At 37.7% G+C, this 21,663-nt stretch carries 21 protein-coding genes; 6 read left to right on the forward strand and 15 right to left on the reverse strand.

Going from position 1 to position 21,663, the window contains the following annotated elements; all coding sequences use genetic code 11:
* Nucleotides 1-159 precede the first annotated feature (159 nt).
* From ACMGDK_RS05405 to ACMGDK_RS05440, 8 genes are all read right to left on the reverse strand, one after another.
* The gene (locus ACMGDK_RS05405; RefSeq protein WP_436806989.1) at nucleotides 160-1,032 is read right to left on the reverse strand and encodes a ChaN family lipoprotein; all 873 of its coding nucleotides are present in this window, start codon (nucleotides 1,030-1,032) and stop codon (nucleotides 160-162) included.
* A 214-nt stretch (nucleotides 1,033-1,246) separates the two neighbouring features.
* The gene (locus ACMGDK_RS05410) at nucleotides 1,247-2,275 is read right to left on the reverse strand and encodes a hemin-degrading factor (protein ID WP_436806990.1); all 1,029 of its coding nucleotides are present in this window, start codon (nucleotides 2,273-2,275) and stop codon (nucleotides 1,247-1,249) included.
* Nucleotides 2,276-2,279: 4 nt separating this feature from the next.
* Nucleotides 2,280-2,930: a class I SAM-dependent methyltransferase gene (locus ACMGDK_RS05415; protein ID WP_436806991.1), complete on the reverse strand. Its 651-nt coding sequence runs from the start codon at nucleotides 2,928-2,930 to the stop codon at nucleotides 2,280-2,282.
* A gap of 2 nt (nucleotides 2,931-2,932) precedes the next feature.
* Entirely contained in the window at nucleotides 2,933-3,703 is a 771-nt protein-coding gene (locus ACMGDK_RS05420) for a heme ABC transporter ATP-binding protein (protein ID WP_436806992.1), read from the reverse strand.
* Complete coding sequence (locus ACMGDK_RS05425; protein ID WP_436806993.1) at nucleotides 3,703-4,743, reverse strand: FecCD family ABC transporter permease; 1,041 nt, start codon at nucleotides 4,741-4,743, stop codon at nucleotides 3,703-3,705. Before ACMGDK_RS05425 ends, ACMGDK_RS05420 begins: the two co-directional genes overlap by 1 nt.
* Entirely contained in the window at nucleotides 4,727-5,605 is an 879-nt protein-coding gene (locus ACMGDK_RS05430; RefSeq protein ID WP_436806994.1) for a heme/hemin ABC transporter substrate-binding protein, read from the reverse strand. The genes ACMGDK_RS05425 and ACMGDK_RS05430 overlap by 17 nt, the downstream gene beginning before the upstream one ends.
* 20 nt (nucleotides 5,606-5,625) lie before the next feature.
* Nucleotides 5,626-6,735, reverse strand: a complete 1,110-nt coding sequence (locus tag ACMGDK_RS05435) for an HmuY family protein (RefSeq protein WP_436806995.1) — start codon at nucleotides 6,733-6,735, stop codon at nucleotides 5,626-5,628.
* A 14-nt stretch (nucleotides 6,736-6,749) separates the two neighbouring features.
* Nucleotides 6,750-8,855 carry a TonB-dependent receptor plug domain-containing protein gene (locus tag ACMGDK_RS05440; RefSeq protein WP_436806996.1) on the reverse strand — a complete coding sequence of 702 codons (2,106 nt, stop codon included), beginning with the start codon at nucleotides 8,853-8,855 and terminating at the stop codon, nucleotides 6,750-6,752.
* 93 nt (nucleotides 8,856-8,948) lie between these two features.
* Between ACMGDK_RS05440 and ACMGDK_RS05445 the strand changes: the two genes are divergently transcribed.
* Together ACMGDK_RS05445 and ACMGDK_RS05450 are read left to right on the forward strand one after the other, a co-directional pair.
* Entirely contained in the window at nucleotides 8,949-9,767 is an 819-nt protein-coding gene (locus ACMGDK_RS05445) for a choice-of-anchor J domain-containing protein (RefSeq protein WP_436806997.1), read from the forward strand.
* A gap of 181 nt (nucleotides 9,768-9,948) precedes the next feature.
* Complete coding sequence (locus ACMGDK_RS05450) at nucleotides 9,949-11,244, forward strand: T9SS type A sorting domain-containing protein (protein ID WP_436806998.1); 1,296 nt, start codon at nucleotides 9,949-9,951, stop codon at nucleotides 11,242-11,244.
* Between the two features lie 188 nt (nucleotides 11,245-11,432).
* Here ACMGDK_RS05450 and ACMGDK_RS05455 read toward each other — a convergent pair whose 3' ends face one another.
* The 3 genes from ACMGDK_RS05455 to ACMGDK_RS05465 form a co-directional block, all read right to left on the reverse strand.
* A complete protein-coding gene (locus ACMGDK_RS05455; protein ID WP_116011384.1) occupies nucleotides 11,433-11,723 on the reverse strand; it encodes a putative quinol monooxygenase in 291 nt (96 codons plus the stop codon).
* 88 nt (nucleotides 11,724-11,811) lie between these two features.
* Nucleotides 11,812-12,699, reverse strand: a complete 888-nt coding sequence (locus tag ACMGDK_RS05460) for a sulfite exporter TauE/SafE family protein (protein WP_436806999.1) — start codon at nucleotides 12,697-12,699, stop codon at nucleotides 11,812-11,814.
* Between the two features lie 193 nt (nucleotides 12,700-12,892).
* Nucleotides 12,893-13,300: an RrF2 family transcriptional regulator gene (locus ACMGDK_RS05465; protein WP_034706128.1), complete on the reverse strand. Its 408-nt coding sequence runs from the start codon at nucleotides 13,298-13,300 to the stop codon at nucleotides 12,893-12,895.
* A gap of 132 nt (nucleotides 13,301-13,432) precedes the next feature.
* Here ACMGDK_RS05465 and ACMGDK_RS05470 point away from each other — a divergent pair, with 132 nt between their 5' ends.
* The 3 genes from ACMGDK_RS05470 to ACMGDK_RS05480 all read left to right on the forward strand — a co-directional run bounded on the left by ACMGDK_RS05470 (nucleotide 13,433) and on the right by ACMGDK_RS05480 (nucleotide 16,016).
* On the forward strand, nucleotides 13,433-13,861 hold the full coding sequence (locus ACMGDK_RS05470; protein ID WP_436807000.1) for a DUF4268 domain-containing protein: 429 nt from the start codon (nucleotides 13,433-13,435) through the stop codon (nucleotides 13,859-13,861).
* A 563-nt stretch (nucleotides 13,862-14,424) separates the two neighbouring features.
* Nucleotides 14,425-15,066, forward strand: a complete 642-nt coding sequence (locus ACMGDK_RS05475; RefSeq protein ID WP_436807001.1) for a hypothetical protein — start codon at nucleotides 14,425-14,427, stop codon at nucleotides 15,064-15,066.
* A 131-nt stretch (nucleotides 15,067-15,197) separates the two neighbouring features.
* Nucleotides 15,198-16,016: a YegJ family protein gene (locus tag ACMGDK_RS05480; RefSeq protein ID WP_436807002.1), complete on the forward strand. Its 819-nt coding sequence runs from the start codon at nucleotides 15,198-15,200 to the stop codon at nucleotides 16,014-16,016.
* Between the two features lie 58 nt (nucleotides 16,017-16,074).
* On the opposite strand, the gene gldG is transcribed toward ACMGDK_RS05480, so the two are convergent.
* The 4 genes from gldG to kbl all read right to left on the reverse strand — a co-directional run bounded on the left by gldG (nucleotide 16,075) and on the right by kbl (nucleotide 20,476).
* Nucleotides 16,075-17,745 carry a gliding motility-associated ABC transporter substrate-binding protein GldG gene (gene gldG / locus ACMGDK_RS05485; protein WP_436807003.1) on the reverse strand — a complete coding sequence of 557 codons (1,671 nt, stop codon included), beginning with the start codon at nucleotides 17,743-17,745 and terminating at the stop codon, nucleotides 16,075-16,077.
* Between the two features lie 4 nt (nucleotides 17,746-17,749).
* On the reverse strand, nucleotides 17,750-18,478 hold the full coding sequence (locus ACMGDK_RS05490; protein ID WP_336379860.1) for an ABC transporter permease subunit: 729 nt from the start codon (nucleotides 18,476-18,478) through the stop codon (nucleotides 17,750-17,752).
* A gap of 59 nt (nucleotides 18,479-18,537) precedes the next feature.
* Nucleotides 18,538-19,089, reverse strand: a complete 552-nt coding sequence (locus ACMGDK_RS05495) for a CopD family protein (protein ID WP_436807004.1) — start codon at nucleotides 19,087-19,089, stop codon at nucleotides 18,538-18,540.
* A 190-nt stretch (nucleotides 19,090-19,279) separates the two neighbouring features.
* Nucleotides 19,280-20,476, reverse strand: a complete 1,197-nt coding sequence (kbl, locus tag ACMGDK_RS05500) for a glycine C-acetyltransferase (RefSeq protein WP_436807005.1) — start codon at nucleotides 20,474-20,476, stop codon at nucleotides 19,280-19,282.
* Nucleotides 20,477-20,635: 159 nt separating this feature from the next.
* On the opposite strand from kbl, the gene ACMGDK_RS05505 reads away from it, so the two are divergent.
* Entirely contained in the window at nucleotides 20,636-21,514 is an 879-nt protein-coding gene (locus ACMGDK_RS05505) for a cupin-like domain-containing protein (protein WP_436807006.1), read from the forward strand.
* The last annotated feature ends 149 nt before the right edge of the window (nucleotides 21,515-21,663 follow it).

Here is a 21,663-nt window from a genome sequence, read left to right on the forward strand (position 1 = left end):
CATTATATAGGTTATCATGAGTTATAATCTGAAAGGCTTCGACTCCGCTCAGCCTGACAATGTTATTACTATACACAATAGTATCGGCTGTCAGGCTGAGCGGAGTCGAAGCCTCTATTTTGTTATAAAAAATCTGGTCCTCAGGAAGAACCTAAGAATTTAAAATGTTTTCGTCATATCAGCCGGAATAATCAGGTTGAAATCTGTCGGAATATATTCTTTCGCAGGAACTTTCAGCTCCGGATCTTCAGATTCAAAAACAGAGATCACCGCCATTTTAAGGTTCGGGTTTTTCTGCTTGATATACCAATAGATTCCACCAAATTCCTTACTGTGATAGTTTCCGTTGTAATGGATAAAAGTTTTCCCGGCCTGCATGCTTTTCAGGATAGATTCAGCCATGGTGGCATCTTTTGTAGCCTGTGCCGAAATGAAGTTCATTACTTTTGTTCCTTCGGCATGGTCTCCCATCATCGCTTTCATTTCCTGATAGCCTGGCGTATCCAGTGTTACTTTAATCGGAAGCTGTGCGATATAGGCTTTCTCCTGAGCACTTAATTTATTTAAAGATTCAAGTCCTTCCTTTGCCGTTTGAGAAGCATACCTTCTTGGAATATTAGTCGCGATAAAATTCAGTTTTTTAGTTCTGGCGAAATCAACCAGCGGTTTGTAATCTGTTGCATAATTATTCCACAATCTGGCAGAGTCTTTTAATGTTTTGGCATCGAACTTCCCGTTTAGATATTGATTCAGCTGTGATTGATTATCTCTTTCGAACATTTCTGCCCCTAAAATAATCTGTCCGTTTTTCTTTTGGAACAAGCCTTCCGTCACTTTCAGCTGAAGCCAGTGGTTAATAGAGCTGTTATGATTCTCTCCAAAGAAAACAACATCATATTCAGCCAGCTCTTTGATCAGCTTATCTGTTTTTACTTCCTTTCCTTTCTTGTCATAAAACTGGTAAGCTTTGAAATCCTGTCCGCTTAACGAACAAAAAATTGCCAGCAAAACGGCGATGAAAATATTTTTCATTTTTATTTTATTTAAACACAAATTACACAAATGCTTTTTACAAATATCACAAATTTTTACGCTGATTCTACACCATAAAAGTCACAAAAGATTTTTATGATTTAAGCAAATTAAATCTCTTAATCTTCAACAAATCTACATATCTGCCCTGTCATTCATAAAAAGACCGCCTTGAATTTAAAACAAAACGGTCCATTAAAAATCATCTAACTATTTATTTCTCTAATTCTGCAACAAGATCTTTCCACTCCTGAAGTTCAGGAATTCCAGGTTTTCTTTTTCCAAAGAACTGAACGATGAAATCTCCTTCTTTGTTGAATACTTCAATAGCCGTTACTTCGCCGTCTTCAGTAGGTTTTTTAACGATCCATGCTTCTGCAATTTTCGTAACATCCAAATGTAAATTGAAATCCGGGTCCATTACATTGAACCACTGCTGATGCCAAAGTGTTTTCTTCACGTTTCCTGTATGGATCTGGATAATTCCTCTGTTTCCAACAAATACCATGATCGGAATATTCTTTTCTGAAGCGTCTTCCAGAACATTCACCACTTTAGAATTATCTATCTTTTTAGCAAATCCTTCCGGAGCCAGTCTCAATGCCTGGGTTCTGCTTACCCCGAATTTCCTTGTCATCATAAAGAAATCGTGGGTATCTTTTAATTCCGTCCATGCTTTTTTGAATCCTTCAGCATCAATCTCAGAATCGGCCTTTTCCGGAGCTTTTGGTGCCACAGCTTCAATAGTGAAAGTCTGGTCCTGGTCTTCTGCTTTGAATTTTTCCACAATAGCATCGAAAGCGGCTTCATCACTGTTTTTGGTCAGGTAAATCTTATGAAGGGCAAGACCGTCTTTTCCGAAGAACTGAAGGCTTTTTTTGTCTCCCTCCACTACTGCAAACGCAGATTTCCAGTGGTTAAGGAATATTCTAAGATCAATATCCTCTCCTACGAAAAGCTGTGCATGCGGACTGCTGAAATCACCGTTCTGGTAGGTTCCTTTTCTTTCGTGCACACATTCGTCATTGCGGGTAAGCGCCATTACTTTACCCAATTGTTCTGCTTCGGTAAGGATAGCAGGAAATTCAGGTTTAAGAACAGTTACTCCTTCCCCTATGCTTGTTGCCAATAGTTCAGCTTCGCTTACGCCCAGCTGTGTTGCAGCATTTCTTATTCTTATATGTGGATTTTCTGCTTTCAGAGCTTCCCATTTTTCCTTTAAATCATTAACTAATGTGCTCATTATTTTATTTTTTTATGGTTAAAACTGTATAAATTCTATGGATGGTTTCGTTTCCTGATTTACTTTGTATATCTTCTTCTTTTTCAGAAATTTTCATTCTCTTAAAGTGGCTTTTGGAAACAAGCTGCTCCATTTCGCTGTTGCTGTACATGGTGAAATTGTATTCTGTAAACGGCAGCGTTTCCATGAATTTTTTCTGTCCGAACGTAAGAACGAAAGTTCCGTCCTTTTTTAAAACCCTGTAGATCTCATTGAGAAATTCAACCGGATTTTCCCAGAAATAAACGGTATTGACTGTGAATATCTTGTCAAAAGTTTTATCTTCAAAAGGGAGCTTTTTTCCTTCATACAATACAAAATCAGCCTGACTTTCAAAATCTTTATTAAGCTTTCTGGCTTCATTGTACATGGTTTCAGAAATATCTATTCCTGTATATTTCAGATTTTGGGCTCTGCTTAAGATATTTTTCAGATGTCCGGCATTGCCGTGTCCTATTTCAAGGATGTGCTCATCATCTTCTATTAAAAGCGTCTTGATGCTTTCTAATGTCATGCTGATGTTAGTCGCGTTCATCATCTCGCCGATCTCTATGCCTTTTTCACCCTGTGGATTGGCGAGATTCTGGGCGAGGATTTTTAGTTCATCTTTTTCCATGGTTATCCAAAAATGATCATTGGGTTATTGGTAATGGGATGCTCACAGATGGTGCACGGGAAATTATAGGCATGGCTGATATTTTCGGCCGTAAATACTTCCAGTGGTGTTCCGTATGCGGAGACCTTCCCTGATTTCATTAATAAAATTTTATCGGCAAACTGTGCAGCAAGATTCAGATCATGCAGTACAACAATAGCGCTGTTGGCTTTTTTGGTGAAATTTTTAATAATCTCCAAAGCCTTGTATTGATGTTTTATATCTAAATTATTGAGCGGTTCATCCAGAAATACCAGTTTGTGATCGACCTCATTTTCCAGCTGGGCCATTATTCTTGAAAGATGCACACGCTGTTTTTCTCCTCCGGACAATGTATTGTATTCTCTGTCTTTCAGATGAAAAATATCGGTTTCATACATCATCGTATTCATGGCTTCCAGGTCTGCTTTTCCCGGCTGGGCATCAAAATAGGGATATCTTCCCATCATGATAACGTCTTTTACTTCAAGCGGAATATCATTGCTGTTGTGCTGAGAGAATTTAGCCTTATGTTTAGAGAGTTCTTTTACATCCCATTCGGTAATCGCTTTATTTTTAAATAGTATCTTCTGCCTGGATTTAATTTCATTAGCCAATACACTCAGCAAACTTGATTTTCCGGCTCCATTCGGTCCTACAATAGCAAGGAACTCACCATATTCAAGAGTGACGTCTATCCCATCCAGAATATGGAAATCTTTATGTTTATAACTGATCTGATGTGCCTTTATCATTACAGGGATTTTTTGAATTTAATTAAGATCGCAATAAAAATAGGACCTCCCATCAATGCTGTAAGAATCCCGATCGGAAGCTCCGACGGTTCTACAATACTTCTACTGAATGTATCGGCTGTCAACAGTAATATACTTCCGCATACGGCTGACAATGGCAGGATAAATGCATAATTAGATTTAAATAAAAGTCTTAAGATATAAGGCACTATAAGCCCTACAAATCCTATGGTTCCTGAAAATGCCACGCAGCTTCCCACCATTAAAGCCACAATAATAATGATCTGCTTTTTAAGCTTTTCTACATTGATCCCTAAATGTTGCGCATCTTTTTCCCCAAGCATCATGGCATTTAAAGCCTTTCCTTTAGGAAGCAGAATAGTGTAGGAAATGACCAGCACAAATGTTAAAATAATATTTTTCGTCCAGGTTGCCGCTGCAAGGCTTCCCAGGTTCCAGAAGGTAAGATCTCTGAGCTGTTCGTCTTTTGAAATATAAATCAAAAATCCGGTGATCGAAAACCCGATCGCTGTAATGGCCACTCCGGTAAGGAGCATCATGACTACATTGGTTTTACCACTGCTTGTAGAAATTCTGTACACCAGCATCATAGATAAAAGGGAACCAATAAATGCTGCAATCCCCACCAGTGAAAACTGTACGGCTTCAGGAAGATACTGCTTGAAATGTCCTCCTAAAACTATGGCAATAGCTGCCAGCAGTGTTGCCCCTGATGTAAGCCCTATCAGATCTCCTGTCGCCAGAGGGTTTTTAAAAAGCCCCTGCAGACCGGTTCCGGAAATAGCGAGCATGCTTCCTATTAAAATGGCCATGATGATTCTTGCTGCCCGTACATCCCAGATCACATATTTATCGCTTAAAGATAAGCCCGGATCGCCTTTTATATATTGCCATAAAACTTTGAAGGCTGATGTTCCCCCAAAATCGTAGACTCCTGTATTAAGTGCCAGTACCGCTATAATGACAAGCAGTACGGCACCTATAGTCAGATAAAAGTATAATTTATTTGGTGTTCTCAATTAAAAGTTTGTTTAATCCTACTGCTGCTTCTCCCAGTCTAGGTCCGAAACCTGAAACCAATCCTCCATCCATTGCGATGACCTTTTTGTTTTTACCTGCGTTGGTCTGTGCTACACCAGGCATTTTAAGAGCTCCTTCGTTTCCGCCGGCACCCTGAAGTCCTGTTTCAAAGAAGAATAAAATATCCGGATTAGCTTTTACAACGGCTTCCGGTGTTAAAGGCTTGAAGTCTTCGAAATCATTCACTGCATTTTCTCCACCAGCAAGACCGATCAGAGAGGCCATAGGTGTATTTTTACCTGCAACCATCAGCATGTTTCCTCTTGCGTAGATAAACAATACTTTTGGTTTTTTAGCGATAGGCTGAATTTGCTTCAGATCAGCATCAATTTTATGATTTAATTTCTGATAATCTGTATTTCCTACTGCTTTTGCTACGTCAGCAATAAGCTTTTTAGTTCCTTCTACCGTGTATTCCTGCTTAAAAATGTCAGCTTTGATTCCTGAAGACTTGATCTTAGTCATCAACTCCGGGTTGATATCTTTTTCTGAAGCTAAAATTAAAGTAGGATTTACAGCCATAATCGGCTCAATCGTCATGGATCTTACGTGTCCAAGGTCTTTTGCCGTAGCTTTTAATGTTGATGGATAGGTACTGGTAACATCTGTTCCCGCAATTTCTTTTTCGTGGCCCAGTGCACTTACAATTTCTGTAATTCCACCGCTCAGGGTAACGATTTTGTTATTGGTTTTCGGAGCTTCAGAAGAGGTTTCTGTTGTATTCTCTTTTTTAGCACTTTCTGCTTTTTTGCATGAATATACTGCCATCAGAATGGAAGCTGCAAGGATTAATTTTTTCATGATATACTATTATTTGATTATTATAAAGGATCAAATTCGAAATTGGTAGTGCCACGATGTCCGTCTTCACTTTTCATGGTATTGAATCTCAGCTTAAAATAAAAGCCTTCAGCATCTTTCAGGACAAAAAAACGGTCTGCATAAACATGTGGCTGCGGGTTATCCGTTGTTCCCGTAGTGGTTCTCCATTTATCACCAAGAGCTCTCTGGTCATTAAATACAAATTTTGACTGATCTACATCTCCCAACTTAAATGAATTATAAGCCTGATCAAGATTCCCTGCCGCCGTTACCGGGTATACTCCTACTCCGTTAAGGGTATTTGTTACCACAAAATCCGCAAAGAAATAACTTCCGGCGCTTACTCCAGGTGCTGTAAAGACTTCATTGGTAAACGTGGTAAAACCGAGATCCCAACTTTTTTTCTTAGGCTGAATTTTCACCGGTGTTCCAGTATTAAAACTGAAAAAAGTAAAATTATAGTCCGTATCTTTTGGTACGAAATATTCACTATAAGTTGTTGTATTTCCTACATCAGCGTAACGTATTTTGTATCCGTTCAGTGCTCTGAAAATCTGGATCTTCTTCCAGCCTCTGGCCGCACCGGATAAGCTAACAGAGCCTGGCCCGATATTATCAGATGACGGAATATCTCTTCCAAGATTTAACAGATACACAGGATTTTCGGCATCATTTTCCTTAATAGGTTCAATTCCTGAAGTCTGGGTAAGGAAATTACCGTCCGGATGATCAATGTATTGCATATTGGCGGGATCAAATGTACCAACCATTATGCTTCCTTTAAGGGTTGCAACATCTGCTTCAGTAACCGTTTTGATATCTGTTTTATTAGAGATTTTTGCTACTGTCATGGCAAGGGAAGAGTTGATTACCACATGAAATCCGTCGCCGGTATAGAAACCAAGATCCCAGTCTGTTCTTTTATTGACAGAGGGGTTTTCATAATCACTTAAATCTATCCAGACCTGATTCGGTTCGGTAGCGCCTCCTACTTTTACGTCTACTACAGATCCGGTAATTGGCGGTGCCGGAACGGGATCTTCATCAGCTGAAGCACAGGACTGTAAAGCGATAGCTGAAAAAAGTGCGAATATTTTTAAATAGTTCATAAGGTAGCTTTTGTTTAGAATTGATAGATTAATCTCGCGAAATAGCTTCTTCCGTAATAAAGATTAAGACGGTCAGTCGCTCCATTATGGGCAGTTCCGGCAGTAGCCGTAGTGTTAATAGTCGTTACATCAAATATATTTTTCACTCCCACAGAAAGTTCCATATGATCTTTCCAGAACGGCTGGCTTACAATAAAATCCATCATATGAAAGTCATCTGTTTTTCCCAGCCTGAAGCCTGTTGCTTCGCTTTCCAGTACATAGTTTCTTCCGGGCCCTGTATATTTATAGTAAAGGGCAAAAGCGGTTTTGGTATTTTTCAATTTATAATTAGCCGATGCTCCTGCCTGAACAAGATATTGGTAATCTGTAGGTGATGCATGATAAAGCCCATTCAGAGCAACTGAAGTTCCGCTTACAGAACCTCGTAAAGATAATGCCAGCTGATCTTTTTTAAAGTCTACATTGGCAGAGAACAGCATGTTTCTGTACTTGTCCATATTCATATACTTGTAGGTAGAGGGATCTTTCACGAGTACCATTTCTATTCTGTCCCGTACGTCCAGATATAATGCATTAACGCTGTACCCGATTTTCCAGTCATTTGCTGAAAAATTCTGATCCCAGAAAGCACCTGCTGAAAAACCTTTTTCAGGATTCAGATCCGGATTTCCCTGTACATCGTGATTGATATTCACGAAATATGTATAAAGTTCATCGTAGGTAGGAAAACGGTTTGCAGTACCTGCCACAGCTCTTAAATTGGAATTTTCAGAAGTTTTATATCTCGCGGAAAGAGAATAATTAAACTGGTTATCAAAATTTTCACTTACGGATAATCTTGCGCCCGGTCTCACAGAAAATCTGTCTGAGATATTCCATTCTGCTGAAAGGAAGTTGGAATAGGTGAAAATCTTCCTTTTCACTGCTTCACCGAAAAAATCTCCGGCAATCAGCGCTGCATATCCATTGGTATAATCCAATTCGTAGCCAAGCTGGAAATCGAATGTCTTATTATTGAGGAAATTACTGAACATTCCTCTTGAATAGATCACATCCGTCTTGTAATATGACCTGTCTTCCCTGCTGATTCTGACAGATCTGTTGGGAATATCGTAATTGTAATCTTGATATTTTCTGTCCTGATTCTGATAAGAGAAATCTCCCATATACCGGATATTTCCGATATTGGTCTGAATATTAAACTGATGGGCCCATCGTTTGGTATTATACTCCCGGTCAATACTTTCGTAAAGTGCACCACCCATTCCATCGTTCAGAGGAATTCTGTTAACTTCCGGGTTGTAGAAATTGAATTTTTCATACAGATATGACAGTTTGTAGTAGAAAGACGTTTTATTCTTCGAATACCGTATTAATGCAGAGGCATCGTACTGATCTTTCGGGTTCCACTCAAAACCTCTCTGATTGTCTCTTTCAAAGTATTTATAACCTTTACTCTCCCCTTCATATCCCATAAACTGGTTATGATTAAAGCTGATATTGGCAAACCAGTTATTATTAATATTATAGTCTACATTAAGGTTCTGGATATGTCTTCCGCTTCCCTTTTTCTTCAGGTCATAATTGTCCCTTACTGTTTCTTCCTGCAGGGATGCTCTTACGCTTACCTTTTTTGTATTGCTTTTTTTGGTGATGATATTAATGACTCCGGCCACTGCTCCATTACCGTATTCCACTCCCATGCTTCCCTTTACAATTTCTATCCTTTCTACATTATTCAGTGAAAGTTTCGTAAGGTCAATATTGCTTCCCAATCCTGTATCACCTACTACGGGGATATTATCTATCAATACTTTTACATAATTGCCATCAAGCCCCATCATATTGGCTGTAGAGTTTCCCGACCGGGTGTCCGGGGTAATCTGGATATTAAGACTTTGATTTAAAACATCTGCAACATTCGTAGCTGCCATATTTTTGATTTGCTGGGCATCTATAACTTCAACTTTATATATTGATTTATTGATGGACTGCTGCGTGTACTGTCCTGTAATAACAACTTCCTCTATTTTATTTTTATTAAGAGAATCTTTTTCTTGTGCATTCATCCAAAAGGCAATGGATAATGATAGAACGGAAAGCACTTTCTTCTTCATAAAGCAAAAATTTTGGCAAATATAATGCTTTATTTAGAATAGTTAAAAATAAATACTTATTTTTGTGGAATAATTCTAAATAAAAATAACGTTATGAAATTAAAACTACTTTTAGGAACATTAATGTTTACGGCTGCTACAGCACATGCACAAGTAGCAACGCTTAATGAAAATTTCAACAACTTTACTATTGGAACTACGACTTTTCCTCAAAATGGATGGTCTGCCGTTGTAGCTCCTATTACGGGTGTATTTCCACCTGCCCCTCCAAGAATGATTGTAGCTGCTCTGGACAATGACAATACGCAGAGGTTTATCCAGTCTTATGCTGGTAATAATGCTACAGCTCCTTCTTATCTTATTACTCCTAAGATTGAGAATCTAGCAGGAAATAAAGTTTTAACATTTACCACTACATTAGTTTCTCCATCCCCCGGACCGGGAACAATACAAATCGGGTTAGCAACAAGCGCCAGCGATATGTCGACTTTTGTGTCTGTAGGAAATCCTATCAGTGTAACTACAATTGGAGTAATTCAGAACATAAGTGTTAATATTCCCGCGACTACAGGTTCCTATATTGTTTTTAAATTTACTCCAAGTGCTACCCACGTGGCCGTACAGGTGGATGATGTAGTATATAACACCCCTACTTCTTTAGGAGTTAATGATATAACGAAGGCAAAAGAGAACTTCAGATTTGCTGTAAGTTCAGACAATAATGCTTTAGAATTCATCACAAAAGCGGAACCTAAAAACATTGAGGTTTATTCGGCGGCAGGACAAAAGGCTGCGGAAGGAAAACTGAAGGGACATACATTTGATATCAGCGGGCTTCAGACTGGAGTGTATTATCTGCTGGTAGAAACTGCTGAGGGTTCGGTAGTGAAATCTAAATTTATCAAGAAATAAGGTTTATTAGACTAGTATTATGCCTTTCTGAAGCCGGCCGGAAGTTATTTCCGACCGGCTCTTTTATTCTCTTTCAAAATAATAGCAGGAAACACGATATAAATCATGTTTTTATTTAGAATCATTAAAAATAATTATCTACTTTGTGGAATCATTCTAAATAAGAATTTAAAAATCAGTTATGAAAACAAAACTATTATTGGCTTCAGTATTGGCTCTTTCTGTTCAGCAGACTGTCTTGGCACAAACTGATGCATTAGGATACACGCAGGCAAATATGACGATGGGGCCTTCCTACCAGCATCGTGTTTTTTTTAACCTTGCCGACGGCAATATGGTTTCCCAGCCGGCGAATACCTGGGATGTAGCTTTTTACAGAAACTCCAATTTTGCATTTGGTTCCAGAGTTAATGATGCACTGAATATTGAAGTGTATACTGCTTCTACAAACCTGGCAGACTGGGATAACATTAATATCACCAATATCGCAAACTGGGGCGAGCCGCTATACAATCCTGACCAAACAAATGATATCAGTCAGGGAGCTTTCGAGCAGGGCCCTGTTACATCACCCAATCCTAATATTCCATCAACAGGCTGGGGAGTTTACAATTCTTTAACTCATCACATTGAAGGAAAAGCAATTTTTGTTTTGAAATATACTGCATCCAATACTTATGTGAAATTTGCCATTGAAGATGCTTTTGCGGGATATACGTTCAGATATTCCAAATGGAACGGAACAGCATGGGGCCCTACTGAAACAAGAACCATTGCCAACGGATCGGATGATGCTTATTTCAACTATTTCTCATTTACTACAGGCGCAAAAGTTCCCAATATGGAGCCGTCTAAAAGTGCGTGGGACTTTATGTTTACGAAGTATTACACTTTCTATAATAATATGATGATGTATCCTCTTACAGGAGCCATCCAGGGGCCTAGTGTAAAAGTAGCAAAGGTACAGCCTGAAACTCAGGAAACAGCTGCATTCTCTACACCTGCTGATGCTAATTTCTCTTCCAACATTACCACAATCGGTCATTCATGGAAAGGAATCGGAAATGTTTACAATAATGTAGTGTATTACGTGAAAAAAGGTAATGATTACTACAGAATGTACTTCACAACCAACGGAGGTGCCTCTACCGGAGATATGTATTTTAAATACAAAAAGATCACGGCTACTTTGGGAATAACGGAAGTGAGCAAAAAAGCATCTTTTGGGATCTATCCAAATCCTACAACAGCGGACAAAAAAGTGACTGTACTTTTTGATGTAAAAGAAAAAGCCAATAATAAGGGAAGCATCGAAATTTATGATCTTACTGGGAAAAAAGTACATACTGCTGAACTGACCAACCAGGCAGGCTTTTACAGGCAGGATCTGAACTTATCACATCTTACTGCAGGAAATTATTTAGTAAAAATCACTTTCGGAGGCAGTACTGAAACGAAAAAACTTATAGTAAAATAACTCAAAATTTTAATACTTTCTATTTTTTCTAATCAAAAGGCGGTTTCAATATCTGAGACCGCCTTTTATATGTTTTTTAATTAAAAAATTTAAAGATTGAAGAATTAGAAACCGGATAATATATTACAATTTCAGAATCTCCTATCTTGAGCCTTTAAATTTTAAATCTTTAATAGTTAAATTTAAAATCAATAAATCTTAAACCCTTTATAAACTTCGGCAGAGCTTTCCATAATCTTTGAAGCATCTTTACGGAAATCCAGAAGATGGTCCTGCCCGTTGTGCCTGTTGTGATGCTCAACACTTTCCCACAGCTCGATCAGAAAGAAAGTTCCTTTGTTATCTTTGTCCTCAATAAGATCGTACTGAAGACATCCTTCTTCTTTTCTGGTTTCTTTTACAAGGTTCTGAAAAAGTTCCACAGCGTCCATCAGATAGTTTTCGTTAAACTTAAAAAGCGCTACTATATGCAAATTCATGTTCTATTATTTAGGATGTAAAAGTAGAATATTTTCAATGCTAAACATGTTTTTGTGACATTTATTTTTCTGCAAAGTCCATAAATATTTACTTGAAAACTGATTTATAAATAGTTATGGAACTCATCACAATAACAAGGATTCCTATAACCAGGAACATTTTTTTAACAGGGAGTTTTGCAGTAAGCATGGCAGAAAAAGGAGCCGTGATGATCCCGCCTATCAAAAGTCCGAGGATGATATTCCAGTGCTGGATTCCAAGGGTAAAGAAGAATGTTATGGCAGCAGTGATGGTCAGGATAAATTTGGCTACAGTAGAACTGCCTACCGCAAATCTGGGCGTGAAAGCATTTTTAATAAGAGTTCCGGTAACCAGTGGTCCCCAGCCTCCTCCGGCAAATGAATCTATAAAGCCTCCGATCACACCAAGCCTTGTAAGATTGGTTTTCTTTTTCATTGCCCTGTTCTGCTTATTTTTAAAAGCATTAGAAAGGATCTGAATTCCCAGGTAAAGGGTATAGAAAGCAATAAGTGTCTTGGTGATTTTGGCATAATATTCTCCTAAATAAGTCAAACTTACCGCTCCAATAATAGCTCCGATCACTGCCGGAACAGCAAGCTTTTTAACCAGGCTTTTGCTCACATTTCTAAGCTTGATATGGCTTAAACTTCCTGCAGCAGTGGTAAAGCTTTCTGCAGAATGAATACTGGCACTTACAATATGAGGGGGAATATTCAGGAACAAAAGAGTTGTTGTACAGATCACTCCATAACCCATTCCCATGGATCCGGCTACGATCTCTGCAAACACACCAACCAGAAGCATCCAGTAAAAAATATAATTATCTTTAGCTAAAATATTCAACAGCTCATCCATATATCCCAATTCGTACATGGATACAACGGTGATCAGCAGTACTGCAGCCGTAATAAAGAATACATTGAGTCTTATCTGGATTTTTCTTGAAATTATCATATTACAATATTATTACAGCACCTGCCCTCAGTTTCATTCATCAGATATTTGTATCATCTGTATTTTTAGAATCTAAAAAACTGAAATAAAAGCAGTATTCATTATGGTTAAGGCATTTGGTTCACTGCAAATATCAAATAAAAATATTATCCTACCAAACAAGTAGACTAATTATTTAAAAAAAAGGACCAGGTCAGTCGACCAGATCCATCAAAGTTTTTTTCTCAAGAATATTCAGAGAGGCATCACGGACTTCTATGAGCACATCATGAAGTCCACAGTGATCTTCATTGCAGTCCTCACATTTTTCATAGAAATTTAAGCTGACACATGGCAACATCGCAATGGGACCGTTTACGAGCCGGATGATTTTTGCCAGTTTTACATTTTCAGGATTTCCCTTTAAAAAGTATCCTCCTCCTTTCCCTTTTTTACTGTCAAGGATATCTGCTTTTTTCAGTTCCAGCAGAATATTTTCTAAAAACTTCAAAGGGATCTTCTTATGTTCCGCAATTTCGGAAATAAGGACCGGGCCATCATTCCTTTTTTCTACAAGGTATGAAAGCGCTTTAAAAGCATATTGGGATTTTTTTGAAAGCATTACAGCAAAAATAAGAAAATAGTTTGAATTAGATAAATGGAGAATAATGATCGTAAAAGTTAATTTCTCTAATTGATACATTAACGTTTCATAACGTTGTTCCTTTCCTATTAAATTCTTAAGTTTGCTCATATGTTCAGTAAGCAAGAAGCACAACAGCTAAAAAAAGAGTTTTGGACGGCTTTTGGAAAGTCTTTTCCTAGAAAATGGATTCTGTATGATACAAAGATCAAAGATTTGTCATTTAAATTTTATGCTGACAATAAAAAAGCAGCGGTCTCATTGGATATAGAAATGAAAGATGAGATCTTCCGGAATGCTTATTATGAAAAGATATGGTCTTTGGAAGACATTCTGAAAGATTTTATAGGCGACTTTCAGAAGGAAGAGCATTTTGCCCTTGATAACGGAAAAGTAATCAGCAAAATTTGGATAGAAAAACATAACGTTTCTATATTCAATAAAAATACATGGCAGGAAACTTTCGAGTTTTTCCGGGAGAAAATGGATGGTTTTGAGAGGTTTTATTATGAATATGAAGATTTTATAAAGGATGTTTAATTCGACAGGCCGTCATATTCATGATTCTATATGGATAGTTTTGAAATTTTATTTGCATTTGACAGGAATATTTTGCTACAGTTCTTAAAATGAAGATGTCAAATAATTTCTGCATCCGAAACCAATCTGTTTTTATAATTCATTATTAAAAAATCTTATTATAAAAGCGCAGATATAATTCGGTAATTATTTGATTTTAAATATATTTGCACTCACAAAAACTAGCCCATGAAAACTGAATACAGAGATGAGAATTTTAAGCTCAAAGGCAGTCCGTATGCCCGTGAGAAAAATTCAGATGGTACAAACATTTTTTATCTTACCAAAATCTAAAAATATGCATGTCATTCTGCTTACTGTGTCTTACGGCATGTGAATAAAGAATTTCTGCTGTAATTATAAAAATATTACAAAATATAAAAGATGGCCCTGAAAATGCAGTACTATAAACCTGCATAAAATAGTTTCTTTAAATTCTTTATCATCAAAATAAAAGCATCTAAAACTGCAGCTAAGGAGGAAAACAAATACACTGATAACACAACATACATTAACTATTAACCATGAAAAAAGTATATAAAAATATTTTTGGAGAAGTGATTTCAAAGGCGAAAGCAGAGAAACTGGACGATTATCATTTATATTATTATGAAAAAGATTCCGGAATACTGAAAGAAATCGAGTTTCTCGCTGAAGATGAAATATACAATATTAATTATTTTATGAGCCAAGATGAGGATGAAGAGCAGATTGTAAATTATCTGAAGGAAAAATCTGATCTTTTCGATATTGAAAAAAGGCAGTCAACCGGAAATTTTACCATTGCCACCAACAAAATATATTCATTATCCGCAGATGAAAAGCCTTTGATCTCAAAAACGGTTTTTTACCATGATGATCCTGAAAATTTCATCTGTTCTCAAATCCTGGATACTGACACACTGGAACCTATACCGGAAAGAACAACAAAATGCTGGTACACTTCTGATGACAACGGCGAAAAATATGCTGCCATAGAATTCAGCTATCAGGAAGACGGAAAACTTGAACTGGCTATAGACAAAACGCCCAACCCTGATAATGACCTGGAATGGGAACATTATGAATATTCTACTTTTAAGGATCTGCAGAGCAAAATTCCAACTGATATAAGCTATTACAAGACGGCCCGACTGCTTCCTGAAACTGTAGGTCAGGAGCAATAAGAAACCTCAATTCACAAAAACAAACATTTTATATTTTTAATCTAAAATAAAAAAATGTAGGGTTTAAAAGTGTTGTACACCATTTTTAAACCCTACATAATACTACTATTAAATAACAATCACCAATCACAATGGAAGAGAACTCGTTTATATTTACTGATGGGCAGGACCCTAAAATGATCGAAGCATATGAAAGAGCAAGAGAGACTTTTAAATATTTCTGGCGGGAACAGTCCTGGGAAAACAGAAGAATCATCCCCGGCCTCGACCTTGCCTGCGTAAAGGCGGCATTCAGTGAAAAAGACCCTGAAACAGGAGAAAATACAGTAGAACACATGTGGATCAATGAGATTGATTTTGACGGTGATACGGTAAGCGGATTCCTGATTAACAATCCCAACAACCTTACCAACATCCAGGCCGGAGATTATTTTGAGATCCCACTGAATGAGATCAGCGACTGGCTTTTTGCCATCACTCCTACTGTTAAGCAACCAAAAGGACTTTCCAAACTGTTTTCTTCACCCGCCAATCCTTTGCCGAAAGCTTACGGCGGATTTACCATTCATAAAATGCGTGCCGATATGCCGGAAGATGAAAGAAAGGAACATGACGACGCATGGCAGCTTGATTTCGGTGACTTTAATGATATACAGCTGGTAAACGAACAGGATGAAAAGCCAGAAAACCTTATAGAGCATCCGATGAGTAAAAATATGGAAGGAGAATTCCTAAAGTTCCTTCAGGAATATCCTGACGAACTTACCAACAAGGATAAAAACGGGCTTACCCTTCTTCATAAAGAAACCATCGCCGGAAATCTTACGTCTGTAAAAGTTATTCTGGGAGCCGGAGCAGATAAAAATGTAAAATCTAACAACGGAAAAACCGCTCTGGACTATGCGAAACAGCTGAAGTGGGAACATATTATTCCAGCTCTGGAAGGCTAAAGAATACTTAACTAAAAGATTTATAATAAAAAGAGAAACCTGCAGGTTTCTCTTTTTATTATCCAAATTTCCTCTTTCTCAGCCAGAAGAACAATCCTCCCAGCAGGCCGATCACTACCAAAGGCAGTAATAAATTCAGCCACTGCCAGTTTGTTTTTTCTTCCGTAATGCGGTTTCGGTCCAGAAGTCGTTCTTCTATGTTTCTGTTTCGGAGAGCCATCAGGTTGCTGTCATCCAAAAGATAATCCAGTGCATTTCTCAGAAACTGTTCGTTTCCGAACTCCTGATTGGTGAGACGGTCAATTCCCATCGGAAGCGGCTCGCCTTTGTGCATTTTGTTTCTTCCTACATCTCCGTCTGCAATGATGATCATTTTGTTTTCAGGACTCTGGCTTTTAAATCCGGGATAACCTTTTCTTTCAATTCTTGATGCATAGGCAGAATTAAACTTCCCTTCCAGCGCAACGGCAAAAATTTTCGGAGTGCTTGGTTTTTCCATCTGACCCAGACTGTCTACACTGGCAATTTCTTTCAGATCCACATAGTTGGGAACCTGTTTAAGAAGTGTTCTCTCACTGGATTCAAAAAGTACTTTTGTCTTAATATTTTTTCTTCCGCCCAAAGTATCAATGGAAGTTGGAAATTCAAATTTTACCGGGTTGATATTTTCCGTGATCGGATTATCATTCTCAGCAATTCCCAAAGGAAAATAAGGCCAAGGCAGACTTGTATACTGTGGGTTCCCTCCTACTTCACCGGTTACCAGCTTCAGGAGTGCAAATTTCTTCACATCCTTCACTAAAGCCGGATTGATCCTGATTCCGTAATTGAAAAAGAAATCCGTCATATTGATATCTACAGGGAAAGGCATTACCTTTTGAGACCTTGTCAAAGTATCCATTTCAGCATTTACGGCATCGATCATCCAAAGTGTTTTCCCGCCATTCATAATGAACTGGTCAAGAATCACTTTTTCATTATCTGTGAATGCTTTTCTCGGTTTTGCAATGACCAGAGCGCTCATCTGTTTCAGCAAAGGCAGATCTTCCTGAGTAAGCTCCGTCTGGTTTTTTGGAATTACCGGCCCTGCATCGTAATTTTCCAGTGCCAGCTGCATAAAGCTATGGAACTCTTCAGGTCCCAGTTCATCATGATTCACCAGGATTCCTACCTTCTTTCTTTTGTTGGCCGCAATATTCTTGATATTGGAAACAAGGCTGTATTCCAGACCTTCTATAGATCTTGTCAGCTGCTGATCCGCATCTATTCCTGCCTGCTGTACAACCAGCGGAATAGAAACTCCCCTTTTGTCGTATTTTATAACAGCATATGGAAAAAGGGTGATCTGTGAAATTTTTCCGTCTTTAACATCCGGAAGAACAGAAGGCTGCATTCCCATTGCCATCAGCGTATCCTGGGACATTTTTGTTTTAATAGGATCAATAAATTTGAAATCGATCTTCGGGTTGATTTTTCTGAACTCTTCCAGCATAAATCTGGTTTCGCTCTGAAGCTGCTTAAAGCTTGCCGGAAAGTCACCTTCAAGATAAACATCTACCGTAAGCGGTTTTTTCACCGATTCCAGTACCTTTATCGTATTATCCGAAAGCGTATATCTTTTTTCTTTGGTTAAATCTAATCTGATTCCTGAATACGTAAGCAGAATAACCAAGGGTACCACTGCAATTAAGAAAATTCCTAATGGAGATTTAATATTGAACTTCTTCATAATGCTACTTCTTTTTAGTGATAAAATGGTTGGACAACAATAGCGTAGCACCGATGATCAGAATAAAATAAGCCACATCTTTGAGATCAATAAGACCTCTGGTAAAGCCAAGAAAATGCTGATAAAAACCAATATTCTGAAGAATAAAATCTGCACCTCCTAAAAGTTTGTAGCTCGCCAGCTGTTCTATCCCGAAATACATGATAAAGCACATGAAAACTCCTAAAAGATAAGCCATGATCTGGTTCTGAGAAAGCGAAGAAGCCAGAATTCCGACTCCGGAGAAAGCGGCAATTAAAACAATTAATCCAATATAGCTTCCGAAGGTCATTCCAAGGTCAATATTTCCTGTAGGAACTCCTAAAACGTATACGGTATAAAGATAAATCAGTGACGGAATAAGGCATAAAACCCCAACAATCCATACTGAAAGGAATTTTCCCGCTACCAGGTCTGAAACTTTTAAAGGCTGGGAAAACAGCCAGTTCAACGTTCCCGTCTGCTGCTCTTCAGCAAAGGTTTTCATAGAAAGTGCAGGAATAATAAACATCAAAAGCCATGGAACCAGTACAAAATAGCTTTGCAGGGAGGCCATCCCGATGTCGAAAATATTAGAATCATTCTCGAAGAAAAACAGGAAAAGAGCTGTGATGAGACTGAATGCAGCAATAATCACCCATGCGCTCCAGTTTCCAAAGTAACTCCAAAGTTCCTTCTTTAAAATTGCAATCATAGTTTTTTTGTAAAATGTAAAAGCTGAAATGTATTCATGTATACATTCTGCTTAAACAATTATTTGTTTTTTTTATTCTTATTAACGAGTTTAACGGTCATCATGATCAGAAATACAAGAACGAAAAATCCTGCAATTAATTGCCACCAGTATTCAATAACTGAAGATTTCAGGATTACTGTAAAAACCACCAGAAACAGAATGAACGTTGCGATTTCATTAGCCTGTCTCAGCTTAATATTAGGGGTTTCGATTGTTTCTCCGTTCAGTTCTTTCAGCTTTAATACTTTTTTCCAGCACCAGTAGTGATAAATGGCAAGACCGATCAGGAAAGTCAGTTTTAAATGAAACCAGGGCATTTTCATCAGCCCGGTATTCAGAAAGATCATAACAATTCCGCAGACAGCCATAATAACACCTGCCGGAACAGTAATGATGTTCCACAGCCTTCTTGCCATGAAAGTATACTGTTCTCTAAGAATCTTTTTCTTTTCTTCTGCAAACTCATCTGTATCCTTGTAGTAAACAAAAATTCTTACGAGATAAAAAATTCCCGCAAAATAGCTTACCATGAAGATAATGTGCAGTGCTTTGATTATTGTATAAAGCATTTTTTAAAATAATGGCAAATATAATGTTAATAACAAAAATATTTGTTAGAAATAATTATAAAAATGCTTCGGCTTCACTCAGCATGACATCACTTATACTAACTGTTTTAATTTTCACCTAAAAATCAAACGTAATAATGAACATTGTCATGCTAAGCAAAGCCGAAGCATCTATATCCTGAATTTTTAATTAAGAAATAACACCCAGCTCCTTTCCTACTTTTTCAAAAGCTGCAATCGCTTTATCAAGGTGCGCTCTTGTGTGGGCAGCAGAAAGCTGTACTCTGATCCTTGCCTTGCCTTTCGGCACCACAGGATAGAAGAATCCGATCACATAAATCCCTTCATCCATCAGTTTTTCAGCCATTTTCTGAGCAAGAGGAGCATCATACAGCATTACTGGAACGATAGCTGCATCACCTTCCGGAATATCAAATCCTTTAGCTACCATTTCTTTTCTGAAATACTCAGCGTTTTCCATTACCTGGTCACGAAGTGAAGTATCTTCTGAGATCATATTCAGAACTTTCAAAGCAGCCCCAACGATTCCGGGTGCTAATGAGTTTGAGAATAAATACGGACGCGAACGCTGTCTCAGCATATCGATGATTTCTTTTTTACCGGAAGTAAACCCTCCAAGAGCTCCTCCTAAAGCTTTTCCTAATGTAGACGTAATAATATCTACTCTTCCCATTACTTCATTGGCTTCATGTGTTCCACGGCCAGTTTTGCCGATGAAACCTGTAGCGTGAGAATCATCCACCATTACCAGAGCATTGTATTTATCAGCAAGGTCACATACACCTTTCAGGTCAGCTACGATACCATCCATGGAGAAAACCCCGTCTGTAACGATGATCTTGAAACGGTGATTCTTTTCTGAAGCAGCAATCAATTGGGCTTCCAGATCAGCCATATTATTATTTTTATAACGGTATCTTGCCGATTTGCAAAGACGTACCCCGTCAATAATGGATGCATGATTCAGCTCGTCTGAAATAATAGCATCTTTTTCAGTAAACAAAGGCTCAAAAACACCACCGTTCGCATCAAAGCATGCTGCATATAAAATAGTATCTTCAAGACCTAAAAAGTCTGCAATTTTCTTCTCAAGCTGTTTGTGGATGTCCTGTGTTCCACAGATAAAACGTACAGAAGACATTCCATAACCGTGAGATTGTATCATGCCCTGAGAAGCTTTCATTACTTCCGGATTGTTTGACAGACCCAGATAATTATTTGCACAAAAGTTTAAAAGTTTCTTTCCGTTAGCTTCAATTTCTGCACTCTGCTGAGAAGTGATGATTCTTTCTTTTTTATAAAGGCCATCATTTTCAATGCTTTGCAGCTCGTTCTGTAAATGCTGAAGATATTTTTCAGAGATCATTTTAGTAATTTTTTAGATGTGCTAATTTAATAAAAAGGCATTAAAATATCAGCTTTTATCAGTTTAATTCTAAAAAATAGAAATTCAATTTCAGTTTTAACACTATTAGTCTACTAATTTAGTAGAATAATAATTATATTTGTTTACAAATTCAGGATTATGAGATTGACTCCGATACAAAAAGTTAAGAAAATAAGTTCCGGGAGCTTTATAAAAACCCATATGAAACCTCGATTTCCCGTTATTCTGGAGGATTTTATTGATCCGGAAAGTCCTGCATTCGCAAAATGGAATTATGAGTATTTCAAAGAAATAGCCGGAAATCAAAAAGTCAATATTTATGGAAGCGAACTGGAATCTCTGGATAAAGTGGCAAGCAGTCCAATCGGTCAGACAACATTTGCTGAATATCTCGATCTGATCAGCAGCGCTCCTACAGAACACAGGCTGTTTTTATTTAATCTGCTTACCATCAGGCCGGAACTTAAAGATGACATTCATCATAATGATGTTACAAACGGGAAAATATTGAAATGGCTGCCTTTTATGTTCTTTGGAGGCGAAGGCTCTGTGACCAGAAATCATATTGATATTGACATGTCCCATGTTTTTATTACACAATTTCAGGGAACCAAAAGGATCTGGCTTTTCCCTTGGGAGCAATCGGATCTTATGTATAAACTTCCTTATAATTTTCACAGCTTACCGAATATTAAAGATCCGGACTACAGAGAATTTCCGGCTCTGCTCTACCTGGACGGCTATGAAGCTGTATTAGAACCTGGTGAAACACTTTATATTCCTTCCGGCTGGTGGCATTATATACAATATGAAACAGCAGGCTATTCTGTTTCTGTAAGAGCACTCCCGTCCAGCATTCTGGAAAAATGGCGCGGTTTCAAAAATATGGTAATAACAAGGAACTTTGACAACATGATGAGAAAGCTCTTTAAAGAAAAATGGTTCAGATATAAAGTGAAAATTGCCAGAAAAAGAGCAGCAACAGCATCCAGAAAACAAAAGACTTTTCTGATCTGAAAGACTTCAGTATCATTTTAACAATTAAAATTATTTAACAATGGAATTTATATACGTAATATTATCGGCAGAACGTCCTTTGTATATCTTTTATCCAATCTTTTAAAGTGTTTCCAGTATAAAAGAAAAAACCTTCATTGCTGAAGGTT

It is taken from the genome of Chryseobacterium hilariae (genome assembly GCF_051400735.1).
GTDB lineage: Bacteria > Bacteroidota > Bacteroidia > Flavobacteriales > Weeksellaceae > Chryseobacterium.

Excerpts from the sequence above, each read along its gene's own strand:
- ACMGDK_RS05405 (WP_436806989.1), bottom strand. The coding sequence starts at position 1,032 with ATGAAAAATATTTTCATCGCCGTTTTGCTGGCAATTTTTTGTTCGTTA.
- ACMGDK_RS05410 (WP_436806990.1), bottom strand. The coding sequence starts at position 2,275 with ATGAGCACATTAGTTAATGATTTAAAGGAAAAATGGGAAGCTCTGAAA.
- ACMGDK_RS05415 (WP_436806991.1), bottom strand. The coding sequence starts at position 2,930 with ATGGAAAAAGATGAACTAAAAATCCTCGCCCAGAATCTCGCCAATCCA.
- ACMGDK_RS05420 (WP_436806992.1), bottom strand. The coding sequence starts at position 3,703 with ATGATAAAGGCACATCAGATCAGTTATAAACATAAAGATTTCCATATT.
- ACMGDK_RS05430 (WP_436806994.1), bottom strand. The coding sequence starts at position 5,605 with ATGAAAAAATTAATCCTTGCAGCTTCCATTCTGATGGCAGTATATTCA.
- ACMGDK_RS05435 (WP_436806995.1), bottom strand. The coding sequence starts at position 6,735 with ATGAACTATTTAAAAATATTCGCACTTTTTTCAGCTATCGCTTTACAG.
- ACMGDK_RS05440 (WP_436806996.1), bottom strand. The coding sequence starts at position 8,855 with ATGAAGAAGAAAGTGCTTTCCGTTCTATCATTATCCATTGCCTTTTGG.
- ACMGDK_RS05445 (WP_436806997.1), top strand. The coding sequence starts at position 8,949 with ATGAAATTAAAACTACTTTTAGGAACATTAATGTTTACGGCTGCTACA.
- ACMGDK_RS05450 (WP_436806998.1), top strand. The coding sequence starts at position 9,949 with ATGAAAACAAAACTATTATTGGCTTCAGTATTGGCTCTTTCTGTTCAG.
- ACMGDK_RS05455 (WP_116011384.1), bottom strand. The coding sequence starts at position 11,723 with ATGAATTTGCATATAGTAGCGCTTTTTAAGTTTAACGAAAACTATCTG.
- ACMGDK_RS05460 (WP_436806999.1), bottom strand. The coding sequence starts at position 12,699 with ATGATAATTTCAAGAAAAATCCAGATAAGACTCAATGTATTCTTTATT.
- ACMGDK_RS05465 (WP_034706128.1), bottom strand. The coding sequence starts at position 13,300 with ATGCTTTCAAAAAAATCCCAATATGCTTTTAAAGCGCTTTCATACCTT.
- ACMGDK_RS05470 (WP_436807000.1), top strand. The coding sequence starts at position 13,433 with ATGTTCAGTAAGCAAGAAGCACAACAGCTAAAAAAAGAGTTTTGGACG.
- ACMGDK_RS05475 (WP_436807001.1), top strand. The coding sequence starts at position 14,425 with ATGAAAAAAGTATATAAAAATATTTTTGGAGAAGTGATTTCAAAGGCG.
- ACMGDK_RS05480 (WP_436807002.1), top strand. The coding sequence starts at position 15,198 with ATGGAAGAGAACTCGTTTATATTTACTGATGGGCAGGACCCTAAAATG.
- gldG (WP_436807003.1), bottom strand. The coding sequence starts at position 17,745 with ATGAAGAAGTTCAATATTAAATCTCCATTAGGAATTTTCTTAATTGCA.
- ACMGDK_RS05490 (WP_336379860.1), bottom strand. The coding sequence starts at position 18,478 with ATGATTGCAATTTTAAAGAAGGAACTTTGGAGTTACTTTGGAAACTGG.
- ACMGDK_RS05495 (WP_436807004.1), bottom strand. The coding sequence starts at position 19,089 with ATGCTTTATACAATAATCAAAGCACTGCACATTATCTTCATGGTAAGC.
- kbl (WP_436807005.1), bottom strand. The coding sequence starts at position 20,476 with ATGATCTCTGAAAAATATCTTCAGCATTTACAGAACGAGCTGCAAAGC.
- ACMGDK_RS05505 (WP_436807006.1), top strand. The coding sequence starts at position 20,636 with ATGAGATTGACTCCGATACAAAAAGTTAAGAAAATAAGTTCCGGGAGC.